At 43.8% G+C, this 24,750-nt stretch carries 25 protein-coding genes and 1 CRISPR repeat array; of the genes, 6 read left to right on the top strand and 19 right to left on the bottom strand.

Annotation, left to right across the window (positions count from 1 at the left end):
• Positions 1-87: IS630 transposase-related protein (locus H6G46_RS00170; RefSeq protein ID WP_242021163.1), on the bottom strand; the 87-nt coding region annotated here is incomplete at its 3' end.
• Positions 88-163: 76 nt separating this feature from the next.
• Between H6G46_RS00170 and H6G46_RS00175 the strand changes: the two genes are divergently transcribed.
• Positions 164-622, top strand: coding sequence for an ATP-binding domain-containing protein (locus tag H6G46_RS00175; protein ID WP_158299058.1), 459 nt, complete (start codon positions 164-166; stop codon positions 620-622).
• A 104-nt stretch (positions 623-726) separates the two neighbouring features.
• Here H6G46_RS00175 and H6G46_RS00180 read toward each other — a convergent pair whose 3' ends face one another.
• From H6G46_RS00180 to csx18, 13 genes are all read right to left on the bottom strand, one after another.
• Positions 727-1,743 carry a family 10 glycosylhydrolase gene (locus H6G46_RS00180; RefSeq protein ID WP_011153770.1) on the bottom strand — a complete coding sequence of 339 codons (1,017 nt, stop codon included), beginning with the start codon at positions 1,741-1,743 and terminating at the stop codon, positions 727-729.
• 109 nt (positions 1,744-1,852) lie between these two features.
• Positions 1,853-2,368: a hypothetical protein gene (locus H6G46_RS00185; protein WP_223211240.1), complete on the bottom strand. Its 516-nt coding sequence runs from the start codon at positions 2,366-2,368 to the stop codon at positions 1,853-1,855.
• Complete coding sequence (locus tag H6G46_RS00190) at positions 2,346-3,695, bottom strand: hypothetical protein (RefSeq protein ID WP_011153768.1); 1,350 nt, start codon at positions 3,693-3,695, stop codon at positions 2,346-2,348. The genes H6G46_RS00185 and H6G46_RS00190 overlap by 23 nt, the downstream gene beginning before the upstream one ends.
• Positions 3,696-3,929: 234 nt before the next feature.
• Entirely contained in the window at positions 3,930-4,520 is a 591-nt protein-coding gene (locus H6G46_RS00195) for a hypothetical protein (RefSeq protein ID WP_011153767.1), read from the bottom strand.
• Positions 4,521-4,626: 106 nt separating this feature from the next.
• Entirely contained in the window at positions 4,627-5,499 is an 873-nt protein-coding gene (locus H6G46_RS00200; protein ID WP_011153766.1) for a hypothetical protein, read from the bottom strand.
• 24 nt (positions 5,500-5,523) lie between these two features.
• Positions 5,524-6,150, bottom strand: a complete 627-nt coding sequence (locus H6G46_RS00205) for an alpha-ketoglutarate-dependent dioxygenase AlkB (RefSeq protein WP_011153765.1) — start codon at positions 6,148-6,150, stop codon at positions 5,524-5,526.
• A 106-nt stretch (positions 6,151-6,256) separates the two neighbouring features.
• Positions 6,257-6,622 (bottom strand): hypothetical protein, encoded by a 366-nt coding sequence (locus H6G46_RS00210; RefSeq protein WP_199303585.1) that lies wholly within the window; start codon positions 6,620-6,622, stop codon positions 6,257-6,259.
• Positions 6,623-6,679: 57 nt separating this feature from the next.
• Positions 6,680-7,195 carry an AAA family ATPase gene (locus H6G46_RS00215; RefSeq protein ID WP_011153763.1) on the bottom strand — a complete coding sequence of 172 codons (516 nt, stop codon included), beginning with the start codon at positions 7,193-7,195 and terminating at the stop codon, positions 6,680-6,682.
• 18 nt (positions 7,196-7,213) lie between these two features.
• Positions 7,214-7,603, bottom strand: a complete 390-nt coding sequence (locus H6G46_RS00220) for a DUF6717 family protein (RefSeq protein WP_011153762.1) — start codon at positions 7,601-7,603, stop codon at positions 7,214-7,216.
• A 48-nt stretch (positions 7,604-7,651) separates the two neighbouring features.
• On the bottom strand, positions 7,652-7,792 hold the full coding sequence (locus H6G46_RS00225; protein ID WP_158299055.1) for a hypothetical protein: 141 nt from the start codon (positions 7,790-7,792) through the stop codon (positions 7,652-7,654).
• A 117-nt stretch (positions 7,793-7,909) separates the two neighbouring features.
• A CRISPR array of direct repeats spans positions 7,910-10,763; the repeat unit is 36 nt; unit sequence GTTTCCAATCAATTAATTTCTCCTACGAGTGGAGAC.
• Between the two features lie 206 nt (positions 10,764-10,969).
• The gene (gene cas2 / locus H6G46_RS00230) at positions 10,970-11,248 is read right to left on the bottom strand and encodes a CRISPR-associated endonuclease Cas2 (protein ID WP_011153761.1); all 279 of its coding nucleotides are present in this window, start codon (positions 11,246-11,248) and stop codon (positions 10,970-10,972) included.
• A 3-nt stretch (positions 11,249-11,251) separates the two neighbouring features.
• Positions 11,252-12,241: a CRISPR-associated endonuclease Cas1 gene (cas1, locus tag H6G46_RS00235; RefSeq protein WP_011153760.1), complete on the bottom strand. Its 990-nt coding sequence runs from the start codon at positions 12,239-12,241 to the stop codon at positions 11,252-11,254.
• Positions 12,238-12,606, bottom strand: a complete 369-nt coding sequence (gene csx18, locus H6G46_RS00240) for a CRISPR-associated protein Csx18 (RefSeq protein ID WP_011153759.1) — start codon at positions 12,604-12,606, stop codon at positions 12,238-12,240. The genes cas1 and csx18 overlap by 4 nt, the downstream gene beginning before the upstream one ends.
• A gap of 123 nt (positions 12,607-12,729) precedes the next feature.
• Between csx18 and cas10 the strand changes: the two genes are divergently transcribed.
• On the top strand, positions 12,730-15,669 hold the full coding sequence (cas10, locus tag H6G46_RS00245; RefSeq protein WP_011153758.1) for a type III-B CRISPR-associated protein Cas10/Cmr2: 2,940 nt from the start codon (positions 12,730-12,732) through the stop codon (positions 15,667-15,669).
• A 181-nt stretch (positions 15,670-15,850) separates the two neighbouring features.
• Positions 15,851-16,963: a type III-B CRISPR module-associated protein Cmr3 gene (locus H6G46_RS00250; protein WP_011153757.1), complete on the top strand. Its 1,113-nt coding sequence runs from the start codon at positions 15,851-15,853 to the stop codon at positions 16,961-16,963.
• 23 nt (positions 16,964-16,986) lie between these two features.
• Here H6G46_RS00250 and H6G46_RS00255 read toward each other — a convergent pair whose 3' ends face one another.
• A complete protein-coding gene (locus tag H6G46_RS00255) occupies positions 16,987-17,367 on the bottom strand; it encodes a peptidase (protein ID WP_011153756.1) in 381 nt (126 codons plus the stop codon).
• Between the two features lie 91 nt (positions 17,368-17,458).
• Here H6G46_RS00255 and cmr4 point away from each other — a divergent pair, with 91 nt between their 5' ends.
• The 3 genes from cmr4 to H6G46_RS00270 are packed head-to-tail and all read left to right on the top strand — an operon-like array spanning position 17,459 to position 20,665.
• On the top strand, positions 17,459-18,238 hold the full coding sequence (gene cmr4 / locus H6G46_RS00260; protein WP_041428283.1) for a type III-B CRISPR module RAMP protein Cmr4: 780 nt from the start codon (positions 17,459-17,461) through the stop codon (positions 18,236-18,238).
• 38 nt (positions 18,239-18,276) lie between these two features.
• Positions 18,277-18,672: a hypothetical protein gene (locus H6G46_RS00265; RefSeq protein ID WP_011153754.1), complete on the top strand. Its 396-nt coding sequence runs from the start codon at positions 18,277-18,279 to the stop codon at positions 18,670-18,672.
• A gap of 43 nt (positions 18,673-18,715) precedes the next feature.
• Positions 18,716-20,665: an RAMP superfamily CRISPR-associated protein gene (locus H6G46_RS00270; RefSeq protein WP_242018641.1), complete on the top strand. Its 1,950-nt coding sequence runs from the start codon at positions 18,716-18,718 to the stop codon at positions 20,663-20,665.
• A gap of 154 nt (positions 20,666-20,819) precedes the next feature.
• Here H6G46_RS00270 and H6G46_RS00275 read toward each other — a convergent pair whose 3' ends face one another.
• The 4 genes from H6G46_RS00275 to H6G46_RS00290 are packed head-to-tail and all read right to left on the bottom strand — an operon-like array spanning position 20,820 to position 24,664.
• The gene (locus tag H6G46_RS00275; protein ID WP_011153752.1) at positions 20,820-21,047 is read right to left on the bottom strand and encodes a hypothetical protein; all 228 of its coding nucleotides are present in this window, start codon (positions 21,045-21,047) and stop codon (positions 20,820-20,822) included.
• A gap of 45 nt (positions 21,048-21,092) precedes the next feature.
• Complete coding sequence (locus H6G46_RS00280; protein WP_011153751.1) at positions 21,093-22,226, bottom strand: hypothetical protein; 1,134 nt, start codon at positions 22,224-22,226, stop codon at positions 21,093-21,095.
• 50 nt (positions 22,227-22,276) lie between these two features.
• Positions 22,277-23,269 carry a hypothetical protein gene (locus H6G46_RS00285; RefSeq protein WP_223211239.1) on the bottom strand — a complete coding sequence of 331 codons (993 nt, stop codon included), beginning with the start codon at positions 23,267-23,269 and terminating at the stop codon, positions 22,277-22,279.
• 6 nt (positions 23,270-23,275) lie between these two features.
• Positions 23,276-24,664 (bottom strand): hypothetical protein, encoded by a 1,389-nt coding sequence (locus H6G46_RS00290; protein ID WP_011153749.1) that lies wholly within the window; start codon positions 24,662-24,664, stop codon positions 23,276-23,278.
• Positions 24,665-24,750 lie beyond the last annotated feature (86 nt).

Raw genomic sequence — 24,750 nt, forward strand, 5'->3', positions numbered from 1 at the left:
TTTATATATCTTGGAAGCCTCAGTTATTTTTCCTCCAGCTTCTATATAAGCTACTACCCTTTGCCTTAAATCTAAACTGTAAGCCATTGTTTAAACCTGTTCATTTTGTACACTCCATAATTTTACATTAAATTCTCTCATCGTTAATTGAAATGACTATATCTTGAATCCGCCCCAGGATAACAAACCACAACTGCAACGGGGAAGCACTATTTTCCGCCTTGGCGATCGGGTTATGCAACTAAAAAATGATTATCATCGGGAAGTTTTTAATGGTGATCAGGGTACTATCACTGCCATTGAAAGGGAAGAACAAATATTGACTATTACTTATGATGACCGTCCCGTAGATTACGATTTTGCTGATTTAAACGAAATTGATTTGGCTTGGGCTATTAGCATTCATAAAAGCCAGGGTTCCGAATATCCAGTGGTGATTTTGCCGTTGTATATGCAACATTTTCTGCTATTAAGCCGTAATCTTTTTTACACTGGTTTAACCCGGGCCAAACGGTTAGCATTAGTAATCGGTTCCCAAAAGGCGATCGGTTATGCTGTCCGACAACAGAAAGAGCGTTATCGCTACACTAGGCTTGCCGATAGATTAGTCATTTCTCCATAATATTGGTAATTATATAACAATGCTAATCACTCAACTATAGGTCAACAGCGATTTACACTTTCTTTCTGAAGACTGTGGGACTGGTTGAGCTTTTCCAGATACGGCTAAAGAATATTGAGATGAATATTAATTACCCTCAAAACCATAAATTCCCAAACGAATAGTGAATGACCCAGATTTTGTTTTTCCACCGCATTAATCTGGTCTTTAATAGATTGTAAATTAAAGGGTTTAATTTTCCTGCCAGTGTAAAGACCTACTCCTACCGGCACATAACGGGAAGCGGTATAAATGCCGGAGTTATTAACTGCTTGCTGTACTTCAGCCGGGCTAGAACGATAAATCTGCACAACTACTTCGTCAACTATTCCTTGTTTAACCCACCTTAGCCAATCTTGGTTATATTCATTTAAAGAGAACTGATAGGGATTAGGGGAAAGACTTAGTTCAAATTCTGGATTTTTAGTCTTAATATGTTCATGCACTTTAGTGGTGAGGGCAGTTAAACTACGGCGATAATCCCCAAATTGCCTGGGCACAGCCCAATGGTCATCCAGTTGAATACCAGCAAGGGATTTTTCTTTAAGAATGTCATCAATGTGGGCAAGGATATAAGCTTCCACTTCGGGGTTGCTAGGATCTAACCAGACCATGGGAACGCCATGATTTTCAATAACTTGTTCACCGTTAGCCATGGTTAATAACCAATCTGGATTGTTTTTGGCAACAGGGTCAAATTGGGGCAACATCAACCCATATTCAAACCAAGCATAGGGTTTTAAACCCTGACGGCGGGATTCCCTAGCCATGGAACCAACGGCATTGGGAAATGGCAATTTGGGAATTAAATCTCCCCGTTGTCGTGTGGGATAAAGTTGCCCCCGCAAGCCATAAACGCTGAAATAAACTCGGTCGTAGTCTGATTTGGAAATGTGATGCAGGGTTTCATCCAGTAGGGTGCTGTAGGTTAACCCCATGGTGCCCACATCGGTAAGCCACACCCCTTTCATCTTGTCCGTTTCTTTAGCAGTCCGAGTCGGGGCACGGTGACAGGCCGCTAATAGCAAGATAATACCCACAAATAAAGCCGGCCATTTGAGCGATTTGAGTAATTTTTTCATCTAGGCGATCGCCATAACGGGATAGACTGCACGACTTGACATAGTTCCGAGAACTCCAAGGAAAACATGGGGCTTTCTCAAATGGGATACGGCCATGGGCATAACTGAATTAGCTCTTGCCGGTTGGTTGCAAAGCCACCGGTAATTTTCCTAAATCACCAGTTTTTTCTATCTCCTCAACAAAAAGGTAGAACAAACGCTTTTCCACCTGCTGTTGTTCAAGCAATAGCTCCAACTCCGAAGGTCCAGGGGTTGGCAATGGTAATGTTTCTTGCGAAGCATCGACTTTTTGAATCTGAGATGGTGGTTCATTGCCATCTTCTGAGTCATGAACGCCATTGACAATGATGATGCCCTCATTGATGGTGGTATTGTTTACTGGGCTTGAAGTTGGGGTTGCTTCTGGAAGAGCCGGTGTATCCTGGGGAATATTTGCCGGGGGGTGTGAAGATGCTTGTTCGTTAGGGGGGCTAGGACTAGCCACTGAATCAGGTACTGGCGCTGGTTTTGCTGGCACCTTCGGGGGAACCACATACTCCATAACGCCCGTGGTCATCACCTCCCGCTCATATAACCCTAACAGAGCTAAGGCTTCACTGAAATCAGTTATATCGGCCAAACTCATAGTCATCCTCCAGCAAATTATCATCATCAGCGCCGGGTTCCAGCAACTCCTGCTGTTGCTCATCGTGCATTTGGGTCAGGGTCATGCGGGCCCGTTGGAAAAAGCGATTGACTTTCTCCTTATGGCTTTCGTCGTAGGAGCGTTGGGTGTCTTTCCCCAGGGGGAATGATATGCCCATAGCTACAGAAGCGGCACTGGTGATGGCAGAAATGCCTACAAAAAATAGACTAATGCCCAATTGATCCCATTGACCCGTGGCAAACTTAGTCTGAAAACTGTTGACCCCCAAACTAACCAGTTCCAGACCATTGCGGACTTCCACTGTCGGTTCACCGCCCCCCAGTCCCCAAAAAGGACGAACTTCAACAAAAGTTTTGCCATATTGTTGGGGAGCCATCTGTTTCAGGAACATCAGATCATTACCTAAAGTTTGACGCTCCAGCTTAAAATCTTGCAGTTGCTGCCCTAACTGTTGGAGTTGGTCTTGCTGCTCCGCCTGGATGCGATTCGCCCTAACGCAGAGGGGTAATTGTTCTATGGGCACTGTCATGGGCTGGGATTGACTGCTGAAAGTGCCATATAAACGAACGTAACGAGACTGGAAAGCTTTTTCTTCCATTGCATTACGGCGGGGCATAGCTTCCAATTCCTGCCGTCCCTCTTCACACTTGGCAATATCCGGGTGCAGATTGGTCTCTGCAAACTGCAAATTTTGCTGTTTAGCCTCCACAATATTGTCCAACGCATCACCAGCCGCTACCTGGGCCAAAGCTGATTGGTTGTTGATCACCTCCATGCCTATGCCTGTGGTAACCGTTTGCAATATGTTCAGGGGAATGAGACCAAAGACCAGGGCGGCGATCGCCAATTTCCAGCGACCTTTATGACCATGGGCCACAGCGGTGGATAAAGCATTACTGGCGGCAAGAACTGGTATGGAGAGGAGTACTGCCATGCCCAGGGCTGGTAAAAAGGTGAGGGATTTAAAGGCAAAGAAGAAAACCGGCAGGTTACCCACCGTATCAATCCAGTTGCTAGTGGTCATCACCACCGCAGTGGCTTTGGCTGACTTTTTCAAATCAGGGGTGACGTGGTAATGCCCATGGAGGGAATCGGGATGAACATAGGTAAAGCCTGGCACCAGCTTCTGCAACTGCTCAATTTTGCCTCGGAAAGTCTGGGCGTGGTCCTGCTCCTGCTGCAAAATGTCAGGATTACGAGCTTTCTCCACTAAATCAGGGCGGTTCGTTTTCAGCCATTGGATCAAGTCCCGCACCTGCTGGCGATCGCCGTCAGTGATCAGAATGGCATCGGTGTTGATGGTCATATAAATGTAGAGTTAAGTTACTAATAAAGTCTCGGGGATTCAAGCGGTGCGGTGACTCCACCTGCAATGGGGACAAATATAAAATTGTCACATGGTCTATGTCAGTCCCCCCAAGTCCCAAATTAGGGGGATGTCCACATGGAAAAAAAGGGAATAATACGATTATTCGATTCAGATAACTGCAGGGAAAAGATATTCCAAAGCAAGAAAGATAATTTCCCTTTGATATTAGCTTTAAGACCGTAATTCAGTTTTTGTCATAATGTTTTCTAGCTCATCTAAATAGCGGCGATTATTCCGTCCGAAGGCAATGTCAAAATTATTCATAATTAACAGAGCCACGGCCAAATCACTTTCATAGTAGCCAGCGTAAAGCACATAAAATAGCATCCCCACCAAATGGTCAATGGTTATAGTATCTTGAATGATTTCCGCTTTACTAGGGGGAGGAGAGGTGTAAACAACGCCCAGGCCACCGGTATTTGCTGCCTTAAAAAATAGGGTAGCTAGGAAATCATCAAAATCGCTGATTTGATCACAAATAACCGTGGGAGTAGATTCATTTTTAACAAAATAATCCCTCACCTGGGCATCAAGCACTGCATAATTAAAATTATTGAAACCTTCATCTACTTCTTTAAGAATGTCCCAAATTTCTGGAGATACATCAAAAATGATACTTAATAATTTTAAATGCCAAGAGTAAAAATTCTGCTCGCTTTCTGCTAATCGCTGTAGGCATTCTTTGGCTTTGTCTGTTACCTTGATTTCCTTACCAAGGAGACTAGAAAGCTTAGATTCAATCAATGCTTTGAAATCAGTCATAGTGTCTGTTTATTTGCTTACTTACCACCTTTGCATTAAAGCAATTGAGTGGAAAACAGTTTTTCTATAGAGGAGAAAATGGATAGCTCCCCCTCCCCTTATGGATTTATTGCTTGAGCAAGCAGAGGGAAAATTGCCGAATCCATTTTTTGGGAATCAAACCATTTTGACCAGTAAGGAGATGTCTGCGTATGGAAAATGGCAAAGAAAAGCTATTTTCATATTTCAGTAGGCGATCGCCATGGTCAAAGACCGTAGTAATTCCCGGAGTGGCATCAGCAAGCTGCTTGAGGAGCTGTAAACACCGAGAAGTTTGGTGGTAATCAAGGTCAGAAAGCAATAATGCACTCCCTGGAGCCATATTGTTCATCAAAAATTGCATGTTCTGCTTAAACGCGCCTAAATTAGCTCTATAAATCTCATTCAGACAGTTTTGAATAATAATTAGTTGACTATTTTGAATATTCCATTGAGCTGGGAAAAGGGCATGGTGTTGAGCTAAATTTAAAGGATGCCCTTCATATTTGTAAGTAATATTAGGAGCTAGATCCGCCATTAGCCTCGCAGTTATTTGACACGCGGAGCGCCATTGATGAACATTAAGGTCATAGGAAATTGCTTTTAAAGAAGAGGCAAATTGTAATTTTTGACGATAGGTTGCTAAAGCGGCTGCTTCCGGCATAGGCCCAGAACCCAATAATGTGACCTGTAAATTGCGTTGGCGGAGTAAATGAGCAACGTGATGGTGCTGGCTTGCTAAGGACAAATTATGATGAGTTTGTTGAACATAGTAGGGGTAATAAGTGAGCAAGTAAGCTGCTTGAATTTGGGGCTGTCCATAGTCAACCTGAACGTTATTGGTGCGGTAGCGTTGGCGAAGTTCTTTAACGGCTGGTTGCAATCCAGATAAAAAACTAGGCATGCAACGGGAATTTTGGCCATAGGAATCCATCACTATAGGCAATAGCGCGTCGTACATATTTATTTTTAAATCAGTGGAGAATTATTGAATAAAGCGGAAGGTTAAATTAATGCGAGGCTCAACAAATTTCTTGGTTTTAGGGACTTGGTGAAGCCAATATTCTTGAGTGGTGCCCAACATCAGCAATATTGAGCCAGAAGTTAATATCAGCTCGACTTTTTCAATGGTGGGATCTGTTTTGTGTTTGAGGAGAAAGCGACGGGTGCCCCCAAAACTAACCGAAGCAATGGGATAGTTTTTTTTCAGTTCTGGTTCATCGTCAGCGTGCCAACTGACTCCATCCGTCCCGGTGCGGTAAAAATTCAATAGTACAGAATTAAAAGTTGCCTTTGCTAGGGTCTCTGCTTTGGTCTTGATTGTTTGCAATAGCGGTATCCATGGTGTTGGTTCCATGGCAATGCCAGAGTAGGTGTAACTCCGCTCCGGGTCACCATACCAAGCAGTCAAGCGGGGTAGAGGTTGGGATTTGCCAAAAAGAATAATCGAATCTTGTTGCCAACAAATTTCTTTTTCTAGTCGATCATAGTAACGAGAAGCTTCAACATCGCTGAAGATAGAGTGATAAAGTTGTAAATGGCCATCGGAGATAATGATTTCTTCGGGAGAGCCATTGGGATAAATATCAAAAAGGCTGAGTTGTTTAATCAAAATCTTTTACCCTCGTCGCCACAACTTTAAGTTATCACTGCAATAGAAAAAGCCTTTTCCAAAAGCTCCATCGGTCCGTAAATTGTCAGAGAAGCCCATATTTCCGTTATCTTAAAACCTGTAGATGAAGTTCTTCGGGGTGTCCATTGCTAAAAAAGCTCGTCATCGCAGAGGAAAACCAGGCCCAATCTTGGCTTTCACTGATATACCAGTAACCATCAAATTCGGGTTCCTGGCGGCGAAAGCTCAAGTGCAAACCTGGAAATTTCTGGGCACTAAAAATCAACTGAAACTTAGCTCCGTCACTAGGTTCAATGCCCAAGCGTGTCTTAGCTAATTGGGTTAAAACAATATTGGTGCCCGCCACAAAGGGTTCTGCCATGACTCCCAAATTAGGGGCATCAAAGGCCCAAGTGCGGCCGACCCAGTAGGGCTCAATGGTGAACAAGCTATTGTTGATGCAAGTAGTCATTTTGTCTTTTCCAATTCTATTGATTCGACAATTATTTTTATATCTCACTGTTAGAAATTAGTTTTTCCACTGACTTCTTAGCTGTGAAAAATCAATGTTTTCTAGTTGGTTATAGGGAATGCGGTGGAGTTCAGTAAATCCTTCATCTTTGCTGGGAGGGGATTGTTCTAGGGCGATGGCATAGGTCTCAATCACATCTTCGGGAACCTGTCGCAGTCTATTTTTATTCCTTTGGTAGCAAACTTCCAATGGCGTTTGTAAATACCAACCAATAATCTTCAAGTCATCCAATTTTTTTAAGCTGCCCAATAATTCCGAGCGCCAAGCTTTTTCGGCATTAGTAGCATCATAAATAATCTGTTTTCCAGCGGCGATCGCCTGGGTAATTTGAGTAGAAATCTCGTTATTGATTAAGGCCCAAACTCCCTGGGTTGCGGCATCTCCAAATAAATCCTCCCTAATTTGGTCGGTGGAAATTATCTGGCTTTGGGGTATGGCTTGATGGAGATGGGCGGCCAGGGTGGATTTGCCACTGGCTGGGCAACCGATTAGAACGTGAAAAACAGATGTCATTATTGCGGCATTGCTTTGTTATTTGTTGATAGCCCGCACTTGAATGTAGAGTTTTTCGGGATGGCCGCCAGGGAAAAAGTGCAGGGTGGCAGGGCATAACCAACCCCGATCGCCAAAGTCCAGGTCTTGATAATCATTGCCGGCGTCCACTACTTTATACCAGTAGCCTCCATATTCTGGCTCTTGCCGCTCGAAACAGGCGTGGTAACTTGGAAAGCCTTCGGCACTGAAGATTAGCTCGAATTGACTGCCTTGTTCTGTCTCCAATGCCAGTTCCCGCTTGACAATGGCGCTCAAAATGGCGTCAGCTCCGGAAACAAAGGGTTCCCCTAATAGACCCACTTCGGCCGCATCAAACGCCCAGGTGCTTCCGGTCCAATAGGGGTTAATGGTGAAAATACTATTCATGTTTGTCGGCTTCTCCGTGAAAAATTGCGAGTTCTGGTGAACGAATTATTATGGCTGGTTTCCAGCCCAGGAAGAATGGAGCTTTTTTCGTAGGGCTTGCAGGCGGGCTTTTTGTCGCCGCACTTTTTTGGGAGCCCCTGGACTCTTTTTTTGCTCCTGTTTTTGAGATTGCCAGTGTTTTAGTTGCATGGTGGATGACTTAACTCAACATCTATTTTTTAGCATGGCAGTAGAAAACCTATTTTCCCGTAGGCTAAATTATTAATTCAATTCATATTTTTGTAATACTAATTGTTATCGTAGCTAGTTTCCAATCAATTAATTTCTCCTACGAGTGGAGACTAAAAAATGATGAACTTGCTCAAATTGAGCTAACAGATATGTTTCCAATCAATTAATTTCTCCTACGAGTGGAGACTTAGTAAAACGCCCCCATGGCCACCGCTATGGGGGTTATTTCAGTTTCCAATCAATTAATTTCTCCTACGAGTGGAGACTGGACGAAGCCCAGGCGTACCGGTACGACGCCACGGAGTGTTTCCAATCAATTAATTTCTCCTACGAGTGGAGACAACTGATTTATTAATTGCTGCTGGCTGTTTTGTTGCTGTTTCCAATCAATTAATTTCTCCTGCGAGTGGAGACAACAACGGTTTAACAAAAGAATGGTATGAAGGCAATTTTCCAAAGTTGTTTCCAATCAATTAATTTCTCCTACGAGTGGAGACTGAAGACGAAGAGCCCTTGGAGCACGACTGGAACTGTTTCCAATCAATTAATTTCTCCTACGAGTGGAGACGCAATTTCTTTAGGAGTCTCAATTCTCGAGGAATCAGGTCAGTTTCCAATCAATTAATTTCTCCTACGAGTGGAGACCTCCCAGGGTTTTTCTTGGAACTGACTAGACAACTCTTGATAGTTTCCAATCAATTAATTTCTCCTACGAGTGGAGACACCTGCAACGACGGTTGATCGGATAGTGACTAGCTTGGTGTTTCCAATCAATTAATTTCTCCTACGAGTGGAGACATCAATTAATTATCGAGGTCGCTATGAGCTACATCGGTTTCCAATCAATTAATTTCTCCTACGAGTGGAGACGTTACGCGACATCGCCCAAGAGTTTGGATGCCTGATCTAGTTTCCAATCAATTAATTTCTCCTACGAGTGGAGACCTCAAGCTTTGTTGCTACAGTCTTCTGACCACCGGAGGTCTTGAATGTTTCCAATCAATTAATTTCTCCTACGAGTGGAGACTCCTTTATGGAAGAAGATGTAATTGGTGCATCTAAAACTGTTTCCAATCAATTAATTTCTCCTACGAGTGGAGACCTTCCCATGGTGAAGTCGTTGAAAAAAAAGTAGTTCAGAGTTTCCAATCAATTAATTTCTCCTACGAGTGGAGACGCTCGTGAGTCCGTAGAAGCCAATAAGCTTTTGGTTGAAAGTTTCCAATCAATTAATTTCTCCTACGAGTGGAGACTCCTGATTATTCTTTTGTTACGCTAGAAAAAGATAAGGTTTCCAATCAATTAATTTCTCCTACGAGTGGAGACCTGTTAAAAAATTACCCAGAGTTACCATACTTTAGGTTTCCAATCAATTAATTTCTCCTACGAGTGGAGACATCATGAGTTTTATGTTGAGAAAGCGAAAGAAGCGAAGCGTTTCCAATCAATTAATTTCTCCTACGAGTGGAGACCGCAATCTAAAAAGCGGACTAGAGGCTGCACAAGTAGGAGGTTTCCAATCAATTAATTTCTCCTACGAGTGGAGACGAGACTAGTGGAGTAAATGTGGAGAAGTTGTTGGATTTGTTTCCAATCAATTAATTTCTCCTACGAGTGGAGACCGTTGTTGTTCATTTACTTATAAACCTTGCAATTGTTGTTTCCAATCAATTAATTTCTCCTACGAGTGGAGACACGATATGTAATTAAACCAAGATCTTTAAGATTAGTATTGTTTCCAATCAATTAATTTCTCCTACGAGTGGAGACTAAACAAAAAAGACTTACTGAGTTATGCCAAAAAAGTTTCCAATCAATTAATTTCTCCTACGAGTGGAGACAACCAAAATGAGTTAATCTATCACGCATATTAATTTAATCAGTTTCCAATCAATTAATTTCTCCTACGAGTGGAGACAGGTATAATTCACCATCAACATGTTCATGAATCCCAGTTTCCAATCAATTAATTTCTCCTACGAGTGGAGACAATTGTCAAGGAAATGACTAACTAACAATGGAGAAAGTTTCCAATCAATTAATTTCTCCTACGAGTGGAGACAAAAAGAGGAATGGAAACTAACCAAAACTTTCTAAGTTTCCAATCAATTAATTTCTCCTACGAGTGGAGACTTTTTATCATTTAGCTGATGCTAAAAAGTATATCGATGTTTCCAATCAATTAATTTCTCCTACGAGTGGAGACGGCTTAGTTGCAGCATAACCACAACCAAGCACTAACGTTTCCAATCAATTAATTTCTCCTACGAGTGGAGACATCACCACGAAATCCACTTGGTCTTCACCAGAGTAGAGTTTCCAATCAATTAATTTCTCCTACGAGTGGAGACTGTTCTAATCCATCAACAAGAAGATAGCACTAATGAGGTTTCCAATCAATTAATTTCTCCTACGAGTGGAGACGGGATATTCTGGTATAACACTAGGCAACAACACTTGTTTCCAATCAATTAATTTCTCCTACGAGTGGAGACAAGAAAGACTACCCCGAAGGATAGCCTAATATCTTTGTTTCCAATCAATTAATTTCTCCTACGAGTGGAGACTGTCGTTAAACTATGGCGTCACTAGCCCCCGCAATCTAAGTTTCCAATCAATTAATTTCTCCTACGAGTGGAGACTAATAGTAATGACAGGCAGTGCGCTAACACTCCTGTGTTTCCAATCAATTAATTTCTCCTACGAGTGGAGACACTACTAAGCTCGACAATTGATAAAAATCACTCAGGTTTCCAATCAATTAATTTCTCCTACGAGTGGAGACTTAGCTTCCTTCAGGAACTCTGTCAGCTGTGGCGCTGTTTCCAATCAATTAATTTCTCCTACGAGTGGAGACACCATTCCTAATCTAAAGGTCAACGCCCACCTAAAGGTTTCCAATCAATTAATTTCTCCTACGAGTGGAGACTGCCCCCATTTTAAAGCCTTACGGGACAAGGCATCCAATCCTCATTTGCGAGGCTCAGCAAAAATTGACCATAATCGGAAAAGCTCAACGCAAAAATAGCGGCTGAAATCCTTATACAGTAAGCCATCGAGGCTCCCAACGAAAAACGGACATTACAGCGATTTTCCATCAGCCTCGCAATGGTACACCAATAATCAGCATAGATTTTAGACAATGACTGAGCCAGGGGGCTTAGTGAGTGGTGGTTCCCCCCAAATATCAACCTGGGTGAGGGTATGCCCAGACAAAGGATAAAAACGCAAACTATCTTCCTCTGATTGATAAATTTTGCGGAGACGTTTTTGCAATTCATTAAACTTAGACTTAGACAATGTACATTCAAATACAGAATATTGCACCCTTTGGCCATAACCTTCTAATAAATCGGCCATCTTTTTACGACGGCGATCATCAGGAATATCGTAGGCAATAACATAGAGAAACATCAATTAGCGAATTAAAAAAGGAGAATAACTATTAGAAGGAGAATAAATAAAAGCCTTATATTTTTTTACTTGATCGATTAGACAATGCCAGCGGGGAAAATCACCCTGGTCAAAGGACAAAAATTCCTCCATTCTGCCCACAAAAGCCCCCAGCCATTTTCTTCTACCGGAGCTATTGAGAAAACAACCACCATTTTGGAAGACAAAATCCTCCCCTACATCGATCAAACGACGATTTATCATATACAAAACCAAAGAATCCACTATAGGGACTCGAAACTCCTCAATTAGATCCGAAGCCAAGGCCGCATGACGTTCTGAACCTTGATGTAAACAAGCTTGATAGGGGTCTAACCCCTGCAATTCAATCAAAGTTAGTAAATGATTCCAAAGCACCTGATAGCCAAAACTAAGCATGGCATTAACCGGATTACCAGGGGGACGACGGGAACGACCAAAAAAGATAAAGTTAGAATTTTCGATGCAATCCGCCCAAGCTTGAAAATAAAGATTAGCCGCAGTGCCTTCATAGCCCAACAGTTGTTCTAACTTGTCAGCTTTCACTGTTAACTCCACAAAGTGCTTTAGCCCATCGATCGCCAACTGAAGAGAAGGGGTGGGGTGCTTGCGGTGTTGGCGTTGGAGAAAAACTCGAGCATTTTTTATTTTCGCCGCCACAATGGTACGGGCGGTAATTAACCGTTGTTGCCAGCCAAGCTCCTGCTGATATCGGCTCAGATGACGATAACCCCGTTCAATGGCAATAATCCGGCCGTAGCAAAAACCCATGCGGGAAAGATACAGAATAGGAATATTGCGACTCAGGCAAGCGTGGATCGCCTGGGTAGTGACCTGGGCCTTGCCAAAAATCAATACCTGTTCCAAAAAAGGCAGTTGCACCTCCGCCAAAATCCGATCCTGACGCTTCACCAACAGAAACTCCTTTCTTAGGGAAACATAACAGTCAGATTGGGAAACATAGAGAGTTTTCACCAGCGGTCCGGCCTTTGGGTAGGTTGATGGGAAGTTTGAGGAGTAATACCGACATTTGGATTAGCATTAGTGGGTAGACCATGGGGATTAGTCCCCTGGAGCAACCACCGCACCACAACATCACCAAAAACACTGAGCATGAAAGTCGAACAGGCCACCAACAGGGTATTGATAATCACCGCCGCCAAACCCAAAGGGGCAATAAGCAAAATCACCAAAGTGATCAGACCATTGGCAATGGCCAAGACAAGATTGCGGGCAAAGAGAAGTCGGGAAGGGGAATACATGCTACGGGCCACAGTGAGGAAAGTTGCCGAAATTTTAACTCCCCCAACCACAAAAATAGTATGAAGTTTTTTAAACACAAATATTAAGAAAAGCTAAAATTTGTTCTTTTCCTTGGGAAGTCCGCTAGGCTAACGGAATCAAAGTTGCTTAATGGCTTTGAACTGAAATCTGCAATTCCGAGACCAAAAGGAAATCCGCCTGTGTCTGAAGTTTACTGGCAAGCAAAAATTTGGGGGCTACTCCACGACCCCGCCCTCAAAGCTTTACATAACAACTCTGGCAGAGGAGGAGAGGGAGCTTGGCAGTCCTTGGGCTGTATGCAAAACTGGGTGTCACCCAAATCCAGCACAGAAAAAAAAGACGGTGAACTGAGCAATAGTTGGCTTGACCATATTGGTTTATCCGATCTAATCGCTTCCGCCAGCGATCGGGGAGCCATTCACTATATTGGTACGCCCATAGACTATGACGGCAAAGGGCTCGAACTTTCCCATCTCCTATCCGGGGCTAAGTTGCCATTAAAACTAGCAAATCATAGCGAAATTATTGGCCAAGGTAATCGCCGTACTTATTTAGAGCAAAAAGAATTAGAACTGATCCAGCAAATGCCAGCGGAATTTCTCCATGGTACAGACAAAGCCCAGGAATGCTTTTGGTGGTTATGGCGATGTTTGCCCGAAGCAGTGGCCGAACAATTTGGCCCAGAGAGCTTGTTAATGCCAGCGGAAACCCGTTTGCCCGATGCTTCCATTTGGAGCCATGGCAGTATGACAGCCGCCTTAGCCGGAGCATTGGCGGGCTATGACACCAACATTGAAGATATTGCCAAAGGAGCAAGAAATACACCCAAATCCCAAGCTTATCTGGCCGTATTCACCTTTAGCCCCATTCAAGAACTAATTAAAGCCAGCCGTAAAATCAAAGACTTTTGGGCTGGGTCTTGGATATTGCACTACCTGTCCGCCAAAGTTTGTTGGGAATTGGCCCAGCAGTATGGCCCCGATTGTTTCCTGTACCCCAGCCTGTACGGTCAACCCTTGATCGACCATTGGCTACTAGAAAAATATGGTGAGCAAGGCTTTAGTCAGTGGGTACCCCAGCCAGGCGATCGCCAACTGTTAACAGCGGGATTTCCCAACGTAATTATGTTGGTACTGCCCAAAGAAAAAGTTAGCGCCGCCATGCAATCGGCCAAAAATCATCTACTAAACGCTTGGCGAAATATTGCCCATTTAGTCTTTGCAGAATTGCAACAACGACATTGGCAAAAACAGTTAAACCCAACTGATCCCACCTGGAAACATTGGCTGGATGCCCAGTGGCAGACCTATTGGAGCGCCATGGCGATCGGGGCGGAGGGAAAAACCCTAAAAAGTGTGGGCATTCCCACCCAAACACCGGAAAGTAAAGCCCAACGAGACCAATGGGTTAGGGAACAAAATGAAGCATTTTCCGCTAGTTTATTTGCCCAGGAAGAATTGGACTTTATCGAAAAATCCACGGATTTGTTTATCCAGCAACGGAACCGCAACTATGCCGGTAGCTTGAATGTGGGTTCCTGGTGGGCAGATATCTTTGGCCAAACCAGATTTACCCTTAGTGCGGTTAAAAATGCTCGCAACTGGAAAATTCCCACCGCCTTTGGCCCCCGGTCCACCATTTCCGGCCTTGGGCCAGTGGTCCATCCCCAAGCCCCTAGTCACCAACGGGATTGGGTCACAGAGGGAGATACACAAAAATATTGGCAACGACAGGCAGGGTTATTTGATGGCAGTGAACAGTTAAATGCCACGGAAACAGTGAAGCGGGGTTTGGAAAAAGTATTGCCTGCATTACTGGGACGGGGGGCCAAGGAATTAAAAACCTATTACCCAGATCTTACGGTGGGCATAGCGGGATATTTAAAAACCCAACCGGATGGTCTACCGATTTTTGAGCAGGCCTGCTCCGCCATCTCCCAAAAAATCCTTGGCGATCGCCATAAAGTGGCCGATTCTGTCACCCAAGATTGGGGAATTCCCTGGGTCGAAGAAAACATGGAGAAAAAATATCATCCCCGGCTACTAAATTCGGGTTGGTTGGTGGAAGAATTGGAAGATCTCGACCAAACAGAGTTGCCTAGTTATCGCCAAGCATTGCAAACAGAAATCGAAAAATTTTATCCCCAGAATAATCCCACTAGTTGGTACGTTTTAGCTGCTGGGGATGGGGATGGCATGAGCGAATGGCTCAAGGGCACCAAAATGAGAACCTACGGCGATTATTTTCCCCAGGTTTTAACTGTGCCGGAAGACCTACAGCCAACTTTTCAACCCTTTAGCGAACAGCCTAAACGGATGGGCCCTGCTACCCATAACGCCCTGAGTCGAGCCCTGCTGGATTTCTCCAACCAATTGGTGCCCTACCTCACCGAACAAAGATATGCAGGCAGATTAATTTATAGCGGCGGAGACGATGTACTGGCCTACACCAACCTGTGGGAATGGGATCAATGGTTGTGGGACATTCGCCAAGCCTTTCGTGGCGATCGCGATGAACACAGGGAATTTGACAGCACGGGGCATTATTGGCACTCAAAAACTGCCCACAAAAACTTGCCCCAACGGCCCTTGTTTACCATGGGGGATGGGGCCACCATTAGCTTTGGCATTACCATTGCCCACCACTCTGTCCCCCTGGCGATCGCCTTGGAGCATCTTTGGGAAGCGGAAGAGGAAGCCAAAGAACATGAGTATGGAGAAGGAGAAGATAAAAAATCCAAGGATGCAGTACAAGTACGGGTTATTTACGGCAACGGTAATGTTTTGACCGCCACCAGCAAATTTGAAGTATTTAAGACATGGAAGGATTTACTAGATATTGAAACCATTGATGCTTCCACCTACGAAACCGCCGCTACGGTTTTAGAACAGCATCCCATTCCGGTGCGGGAAGCAATTATGCCCTGGGTAAATGTTTTGGTAGAGCGGCGTGATGCCCTCGACAAGGATCAACAATCGACTTTGAGGTCTCGTTTAGCTTGTTTTTTAATTCAACTTTGGCAGACTACTAGCCAGAAGAATTGGGAAAAGGAAGCAAAAAATTGGCTCAAAGTCGCCGCATTTATGAAGCGGAACCGTTACATTAAATTTCCCAATTAACTAGGCACATCTTTGGAGGTAATAAAAATGCAGTTGCTAACCCGTAAATTCGCTGTGGATCGATATTACCAAAAAGTATTTCTCCCCAAGTATTTCCGGAATTGAAGCTAGATTTAGATCGTATTTTTACTTAATTTTTAGTCAATTTCTGCCTCGATACTTTTAACCAACTTTAAGTCAAATGTATTGGTATAGCCTCACTCCCCTCGATATTCTCCTACTCCGGGATGCCAAACCCTTCACCCCTGGCGATCGGGCCTGGGCTGGCAGTATTTTTCCCCCCAATGGTCATACCTTAGCGGGAGCAGTCCGGAGTTTGTTGCCCCAAAATCAAACCATCAGCCTAATAGGGCCATTGTTATATCACAAGGAAACCCTTTATTTTCCTCGGCCGTTGGGCTTTGTCGGCAAAACCCCCCTGTTACCTTTGCCTTGGCACGATGCCACCAGTCCCTTACGAAGTCAGATGTTGTGGGATAAAACCCAGCCGGCCCCCTTAGCACCCCTGGAAACTGTTTCCCAAACGGATATAAAACGGGACGAAAAACAGGCCCGTACCTGGTTGCCCTTGGATGTGATGATGGGTTACTTGCAAACTGGGGCCATTAAACCGGAGGATTGGGCCCGACCGGAGGACGAAGATAGTCAACCCTGGACCATGGAAAGTCGCCCCCACAATTCCATTGAAGCTGGCACCCGTCAGGTTAAGGAAAGTGATGGTTACTTTGTGGAAAATGGCATTCGCTTAAAGGAAAATTGGTCGTTGGCGATCGCCGTTGACCCGACAACCCATCAACAATTACAGAGTTTGCCCCAACCTCTTTCCATGCGACTGGGGGGAGAAGGCCATCGAGTTACTCTGGTCCATCGGCCAGCCCTAGACCAACAATGGCAACGTCTGCAAACATTATCCGACCAGAACTATCAACAACGGCAAAAGGCGATCGCCTATTTGATGACTCCAGGCATTTTTGAGCGGGGCCGGGATGGGGTTTCCACCTGTCGTCCCTATCCTTGGGAGTGGAAACTAACCCACAATCAAGGTTCCTTTATCTCCATGGCGACGGATCGGGCTGTGGCCATTAGCCCCCGCATTCGGGATCGTCAGCGCAATCCAGGTCATAGTATCCCTGCCCCCCAGGTGTTTGCCGCCCCACCAGGCACTGTTTATTACCTGAACCAACCCCAGGGTTTATTTGCCGACCAAGATAATGCTCCCAAACATTTACAACAAACCAGAAAATTAGGTTATTCCCATTTGCTTTGGGTTAACTTGCAGGAGGTTAATAGGTGAATTACCAAAGCTTATTAAGTCGTTTATTTGGCGATGGAAGTGGCAATATTAGGACTGTGGGGATTAACAGCCAATCGTCTCTCACTGGGAATAATAATCAAATCCATATCTTCCATGGGAATAGCTCCTAGTAAAACTTGATCCCCCATTACTAAAGCTCCGGCAAAACCGATACGGTTCTCAAATTTGATTTTAATAGGTCCTACATAGGGAATTAATCGACGGCTACCATCGGCTAAAGTAACTTCTTTTTGATCAACAATTTCTAGCTGCAATTGGATTTGAATATGGTCTGGAATACATAAATGTACTGTTTCTGAATCGGCTAACGCTTCCACAGTTAAAGCTTGCAAATGATTTTGACTAGGATTGCTTAATTGAATCTTACTAACAGCTAAATCCATTGCTAACTGTCCTAAACTGTCATTAGATTTTCATCATAACGCTCTTCACCGAGCAACTAATAGATTGACTGTTCTCTTATTATCAATTTCCATGAACATTCAACATCTATATCTCCTCTCTCCCCTCCACACCGGCGGCACCACCCAGGAAGGTAATTTATTGGGCATTGCCCGGGAGTCCCACACTAATTTTCCCTACATTCCTTCTAGTACTATTCGGGGGCGTTTACGGGCCGCTGTGGATGACAATAAACGGGATGCTTTATTTGGCAATGATCTAAACAGTGACAATGGGAATTTAACCCAGGGCAGTGTTTGGGTTGGGGATGGTTCCCTGCTTTGGCTTCCTGTGCCTTCCCTTAGTCATGGGGTGATCTGGATTAGTTGTCCCCTATTGCTCAATCGCTATGCCAGGGTTGCTAATGTTGCTGCTCAACCGGCGATCGTCCCTTATTTGTGCAATTTTTATCAAGCTAACGAAAAGGTTTATTTAAAGGATGCTATTTTTGACCATTCTGAGTTAAACCAATGGTCCCAGGCGGAAGTAAAAAAATTCATTCCTAATCAATCCAATATGACCATTGAAAGAGCATTAGTGTTGCCAGATCAGCATTGTGCAACGGTAATCCAAATGGGACTTTGGCGACAGGTCAAGATCAAGCTAGATCAACATAAAACTGTTGATGGTGGCTTTCGCTACGAAGAAGCAATTCCCCCTGATACATTGATGTATTTCCCCTGGGGTATTACCGCCCAAGCTAAGGGCAATCAGGAGGCGGGCGAACAGTTTCAAGACTTATTAACTGTCAATGAAATTATGCAAATTGGGGGACAAGAAAGCTTGGGAAGGGGTTTTGTTGAGTGTTTCTAAGATTGCTTCGGATTGTCGTTCATTATTAGGAGAAAATTATGCCAAACTTTGACCCCCGTACCATTAATAAACAAGCTTTTCAATCTCTCCAGGCTCTCCGTCATCAAGCAGGTCAAGATAACGCCCTTTTAAAAGAGCAGAAAAATCAGGCAATGGAACTTTATACCTATCTTTCTACCTGGGGCTTAATGCGGCTTAAAGCAGAAGAAGTTGCCCTAAGTCAGACAGGCAAAAAACAGGTTGTCCAACGCTTTTTTAATGATTTAGGAACCCTATCTGGCCGTAATAATTTGGCTGATTCCCAAGGGTTAAATACCTTAGTTGCCCTTTCCGCCAATGAGTATTTAGGACTGACAGGCTTAGGCATTGAACTGGCCAATGAATTTGGCTTTTGGGCCAATGCGGTTTATCACGACATCACCGGTGCACAGTAATTAATATTTTGTAATTCTTCAAAACTTTTAGTTTTAAATCATCATGCCTAATCCAATGGAAAAACCAAGACCCCAAAAACCGCAGCCGCCCTTATCACCAAATCCGGGAGGAAAAGACAAAAATTCCCCTAAAAAGAAAGTCATTACAACACCTGTAAGTGGTGGGGGTAAAAAAGCTGGTGGTGGTAGTGGAGGTAATCAACCCCCTTCTCCTTGGCTTAATCCTCAAACATCCCCTAACCCAGCTAAAATAGCCTCCTTTGTGGAATATCTGCGCTGGATGCGTCCTGCTGACCATCAATATAAGGATGCGACCAAGGTGCAAATTCTCCAAAAAGCAATGGAGAATGCCAAAAATTATGATGCCCGTCTAAGTGTTTGCAATCAGCGAACAAAGGCGATCGCCAAAGAAACCTTTGAAGTAACTTGTCCATGGCGCATTCGAGTGGGGGGACACAGGGGGCCAGAAAGCATTTTGCTACCAGCGTTTGATGCGTTGGGAATGCCCTATATCCCTTCGGCAACTTTACGGGGAGTGGCCCGAACCCAGGCGATCCGTGAGGTGATGCAAAACACAGGCAAAAACTGGAAAGATGCAGAAAAAGATTCCTTGATTGTTAAACACTTTGGGGCTTTGGATGCGGATAAAGCAGACCAAGCGGGCAAAGTTGTCTTTTTGGATGCCTATCCTACCTCTGGCAAGTGTTTGGCCGTGGATATGGCGAACAATATCTGGAGTTGGGAAGGAAATCATCTTGATTATTCTCCTAATCCCAATCCGTTCCTCTCACTGAAAGAGCCAACATTTTTAATTGGACTACGCCTAATTTCTAACTGTTCTGACCAGCAAGTTTTAACCCAGGTTAAAAAATGGCTCATTAATGGCTTAGCTAATGGAGCTGGTTCCCAAATAAATACCGGCTACGGACAGTTGTTGGAAAATCCAAAAAAACTACTAAGTAAACCATTTTTAGAGGTAGAGTTTGCTTTAGAAGGTCAGCTAATTCACGGTTATCAAAAACCTGGGGAATGGAGCTGGAATAATAACAAAAATGAATGGCAAATGCGAGGCAGTAACCAAGCAGAAGTGCGACCAACAGCGTTTAAATCTATGTTGCGTTATTGGTTCCGTGTTTTTGCACTGGGAGTTATGCCTCCTAAAAATACAAAAGTTTTAGAGGCAAAAATTTTTGGAAGTTTGGATCCTCAATCTATGGGAATTATCAAAGTTACTGTTCTTGAAAAAGAGCCCGAAAATGAAAACGAACAGAGTGGAACTTTGCGTCTATTTTTTACTTCTGAAGTTGACGAAAACCAAAAAGATAACCTTCAGAATCTTTTCAGTAACTTAATATGGCTCATGTTTTATTTAGGAGGAATTGGTCAAGGGGCAAGACGCCCTTGTTATTACCGCAAGGGAAATCCTAAAATTCGTGGTTCATCTTTCTTTGTGCAAAATCCTAGTGAATTTAGTAGTATTCCCGGGAATATTGATGAATTTAGATTGAGGATATTGGGAAAAATTACCCAATTAATTGATCTTTTAAGCTTACTCAAAACAACATTCAATTTTACTGAAAGAAGTAATAATTTCAATCATTCTAGCCATCAATGGACAGAATGTGCTGATCTCAATATGCGCATTTTTGTTGTTCCTAATGCAAATCAGGACAATGCTAAGTCTTACGCTCTCAGCAAGTTAAATCAAAAATTTCATCAGTTAGATGATCAAATTAAATCTTTGAAGAAAGAGAAAAACTTTCCTGAACTAAAACGAGTTTATTCCGAACTAAAAAGTTTATGTGGAGGTGTACAAAAAGATAAAATCTTGGTTAATGGACAGCAGAAAGAGAGAAAAGTTTTACCCTCTCCAATATGGGTTCGTAGCTTGGGTCCTTTCGATGTAGTTACCATCTTTGGAGCAACAGCTTCCCCCCGTTCAGATTATTTACGTTCTCTCCAGGGGGCAATTCAGATTTTTCCTTTGAGCTAAACTAATGAAAAATATTTTTATTGTTCTTACAAGAATTGATGTATTCTGCTGGGTCGATAAAGGCTCATGGTTATTGGTGTAACTCTCGACTAGAATGGCAGTGGAAAACGCTTTTTCTTATCTACCACCAATGCCTCGTCCATGGGGGACTGGATTATACTTCCCCCGGGCGTTCCAAAGTTTCTTTATAAACCCCCTCAAAAGTTTGGCCTTTCATTAGTTCACATTTAACTAATTCTGTCTCTAATTCTTCAATTAATTCGATACACTTATGTAATTGTTGATAGTGCTGAATTTCCATATCTCGTCCGTGTTTATCTGCCACATTAATGCCCTGTAGCTGTACATATAAATCTTCTTTGATTTCAACAAGGGATGCCATAATTATTCGCTCCTAATAGTAAAAAAACGGAAGTGACTGGAAATCCTATGGTAAATAAGGGGGAGTGGGACGACGTAGGTTGCTCAAAGTCCAGACTGGGCGATCACATTTGATTGCTTGGAGCCGACGTAGCTGGTCAGCGTTGTAGTTTAATTCCTGGGAGATTTTAGTAATTTCTTCCTTGAGCTGGCGATTTTCGACAAGTAAACGCTGATTAACTTGTAGTTGTTCATTTTTAAACTGCTCTAACTCCTGGTTAAACATGCGTTGAAACTCAGCCCGTAAATCGGTTTTTAGGCTAACTAATTCCCGCTGTTGTTGGGCAATGGTTTCGTCTAAAAGCCCTAAATCCGTCGCTACCTTTTGCAGTAAATCCTGTCCTCCTAATTGATCTGCCAATTTGGCGATCGCCGTTAGTAGGGGTTCTAGTTTGAGCTGCTGTTGTTCTAAATCTGTTAATTGGGAGCTAACTTGCCCACTTTGGGTAGTCAAATCTGCAATTAATCCATTTATCTCCTGTTTTTGCTGTTCAAGGCTAGCTAATGTCAAATTCAACTGATCCTTAACCTCCGATCGCCATTGGGCAATTTGTTCTTTGCCTGCTTCAAAACTGGGTAGATAACGATCAATTATCGCCGTTGTCACTTGGTCAATGTGGCTATCTAATCCTGCTAACTGGGAAGCAATTTCTTCTAACTGGGCTAATTGGGCCAACAAAGCGTCCGCTCCCCCAAGTTGGGTTAGGGTTTGCCCCAGGCGATCGCCGTCGGTGCGTAACTGTTCCGTTTGCTGTTGCAATTGCTGGGCCATGGCTTGGGCTTCGCCAATTTGTCCAGTGATGGAGCGTAACTGTTCCAAGCGGTCAAAGTCTTGGCGCAGTTGATCAGGCCCGCCCATTTTTGTGATCACTTCTGTGACTTTTTCTGCTGTGACAATACTGTCTGTTAACTGTCCACTTCTTTGATCAATTTCTAAGAGCGAGCCTTGTAAATCTTCTACATCTTGATGGATAGTATGGAATTGCTCCTTGCATTGCTCTGCTGTTTGATTAATCTCAGCTTTGGCTTGGGTAATAATATTAGGGTCCCAAGCTTGCTGTAGTCCCTGGTGAATTAAATCGGTTAATTGTTGCAGAGCAGTAATGGTATCTTGATCAGAAACAAAATTTTGACTTGTCATTGTTTTACCAGATTAAAATTAATGATTGAGACAGAATTGAAAAGCAAACTTTAACCAACTTTTAGTTGTTCTTCTGTCCAGTTTTTCAGCAGGGGAATAAGTTTATCTGATGTCTTAAACCAGGAAGCATTATCAAACTTATTAGTGGAGGTTTCTAGTCCATAAAACCTTGCCAGTCGATCGGCTTCCAACGGCAGATGGCGGTGCTGTAAATCCTGCTGAATACCAGCCATAACTTCTTGGTAAGTGCCGGGGTCAGATTGCTTTCGGGACTGGGCTATTTCTGCCGCCTGCCAAGATTGGCCAAGACAACGGTAAATTAATGTTTGCAGTCGGGGTACTTCCTCTACTTCCGGTTGCTCAAAATACGCTTTCAAGGGAGCTTGCAATTCTGCATTGTTAAATAAAAGGTTGACAATATCCGCCTCAATTGCCATTGTTTCTTGACTGCTAATGTCATAGCTTTTCAGCACATAATACAAGTCATAGTAAAGTATTGGATCGCTTTGTAACGCACCTTCCAGGATAATTTCTCTGAGTCCTTGTCGCCCTGTGGCTGACGTGTCCAAACTGCTGGTTAATTCCGTAATCCAGCCGAGGGCATCGGTAACCTCTTTTGGATTTTGGTAATTTAGTCGCTCAACAGCATTAACGGTTTTCTCACCTTTAGTAATGGTTAAGTTCTCAAAAATTTCTTCTCCCATCTGCGCTAACTGTGCCTCAGTGGTAACAATGAGCAAACGGGAACGGGCTCGGGTAAGTTGGGTGTACCATTTGGTATAAGCCTCCATCCGACCGCCATTTTGGGGTAAATCGAATAAGCAAAAGGCAATACAGGAGTCAAATTCCCGCCCTTTAGCTTGGGAAACCGGCATAAATTCCAGAAATTTCACCCGGTCTGGGCTGACATGGTAATGGTCACTGCAAAACAGTCTGGCCCGGGCCGCTAAACGCCATTGCAGAGAGTGTTTTTCCTGCCATTCACTAATTTGTTGGGAAATGGTAGCCACCAGGGGATCTAAAAAGGTTTCCGCTGTGGTCAAATCAGGCTAAACCAGGAGCTTAACCGCATCCCCAGGTTTTTCAAAACAGAATTTAGGATCCGTTGGTTTTGGCAGCCATTTGGCATCCGCTGGCTTGGATGCATCTGCCCTTGCTTGAAAACGGTTAGCTAGGGTCAGGATAGACTCAGTGGTGCGGTAGTTATCCCATTGCAGCTCCCTGGTTTTATTAAGCTGGAGTCCTCCCCAGGTAAAGTCAACCGGGGCAATGCGTTGGTTAATGTCCCCCAACAGCCAGAGGTTTACTGGATGTTTTGCTTCCGTTTGCCAATGGTGACAAAGGTGCTTGATAATCTCGATTTCCTCCACCAAGTAGTCCTGGGCTTCATCAATGATGATGCTGGTGCCCCAACTTGGAGTAGGGGGAGCCGGCGGATTTTGCTGAAAATATTGCAAAACTTGCAGGGTATAGTCCCGGCGGCAGAGTTCTTCCTGTGTCCATGCCCCTTGCCACCATTGGGGTCGAATATCTCTCAATTCTTCAATTCTAGGTTTGTTGTCCCAAAAAACATCATCCTCCCGGCAATTTTTGTTGATAACGTAAAGCTGGTAAAGCAAAACGTCTCGGTAAGTAATGGGATCTCGGCCGCTGGTTTGCCAATGTCTATGTTGTTGAGCTATCTCTTGCAAGACTTGCAATTCTTTCGCTGGGGAAGCCACTTGAAATGGCAATTGGGGAAAAGCTTTTGCTAGCCATTGGTGAAACGTGCCAATGAATAAATTTTCCCCGGCGGGTTCCTGAAGACTTTGACGAATACAGCGGTATTTGGTTACCTGCTGGTCGATTAATGCTTCTGGCAAAAGGAAGACAACATTTTGCCCTACATAAGCCAATTCACAGGCTTTTTCAGCAGCATTTAGGGTTTTGCCTGTGCCCGGGGCTGATTGGTCAATGGTGGAATGGTAAGGAACGCGATGGTAGTCGGGATGGTTATTGCCATCATTGCGGTGGTAATTATCGGTTTTTACAGCTTCATTGGTATCTCTGATTTGTTGATCACTGGGCTGAGCTGAATAGAGATAACCTTCGTTAATGTACCAATCCCATTCCCAACCTGTTTCTCCATTCCATCCGTAACAGGGATCCCTGGGTAGATCATCAAATTCCCGTTTATAGGTGTCATCATCCCGCAGGACAGCGGCAATAACTTTATAGTGGCTGGGACTGTGGTCATCAAAAAATAGGCGTAGGTACCCTCCCCCTTCCAGTCTCCTTTTACGATATTCAGTACATTGACTATGGCGTAGGATATGGTTCCCGGCATTCATCCCCAGCGACAATTGCTCAAAAATATCTGGGATAACCCGATTATTCATCGCCGATCGCAGTTTGCGTAGTTGTTGGATGGCATGGCGGGTAATGTGAATGCTGACCATGGGGGCAAATCTCCAGAGGGGGATAGGAACAAATTTTTCTCAAGAGCCAACTACCATTGAACCCTACCATGGAAAACCCTTTTTCT

The sequence above is a fragment of the Synechocystis sp. FACHB-908 genome, from assembly GCF_014698595.1.
In the GTDB taxonomy this organism is placed as follows: domain Bacteria; phylum Cyanobacteriota; class Cyanobacteriia; order Cyanobacteriales; family Microcystaceae; genus Synechocystis.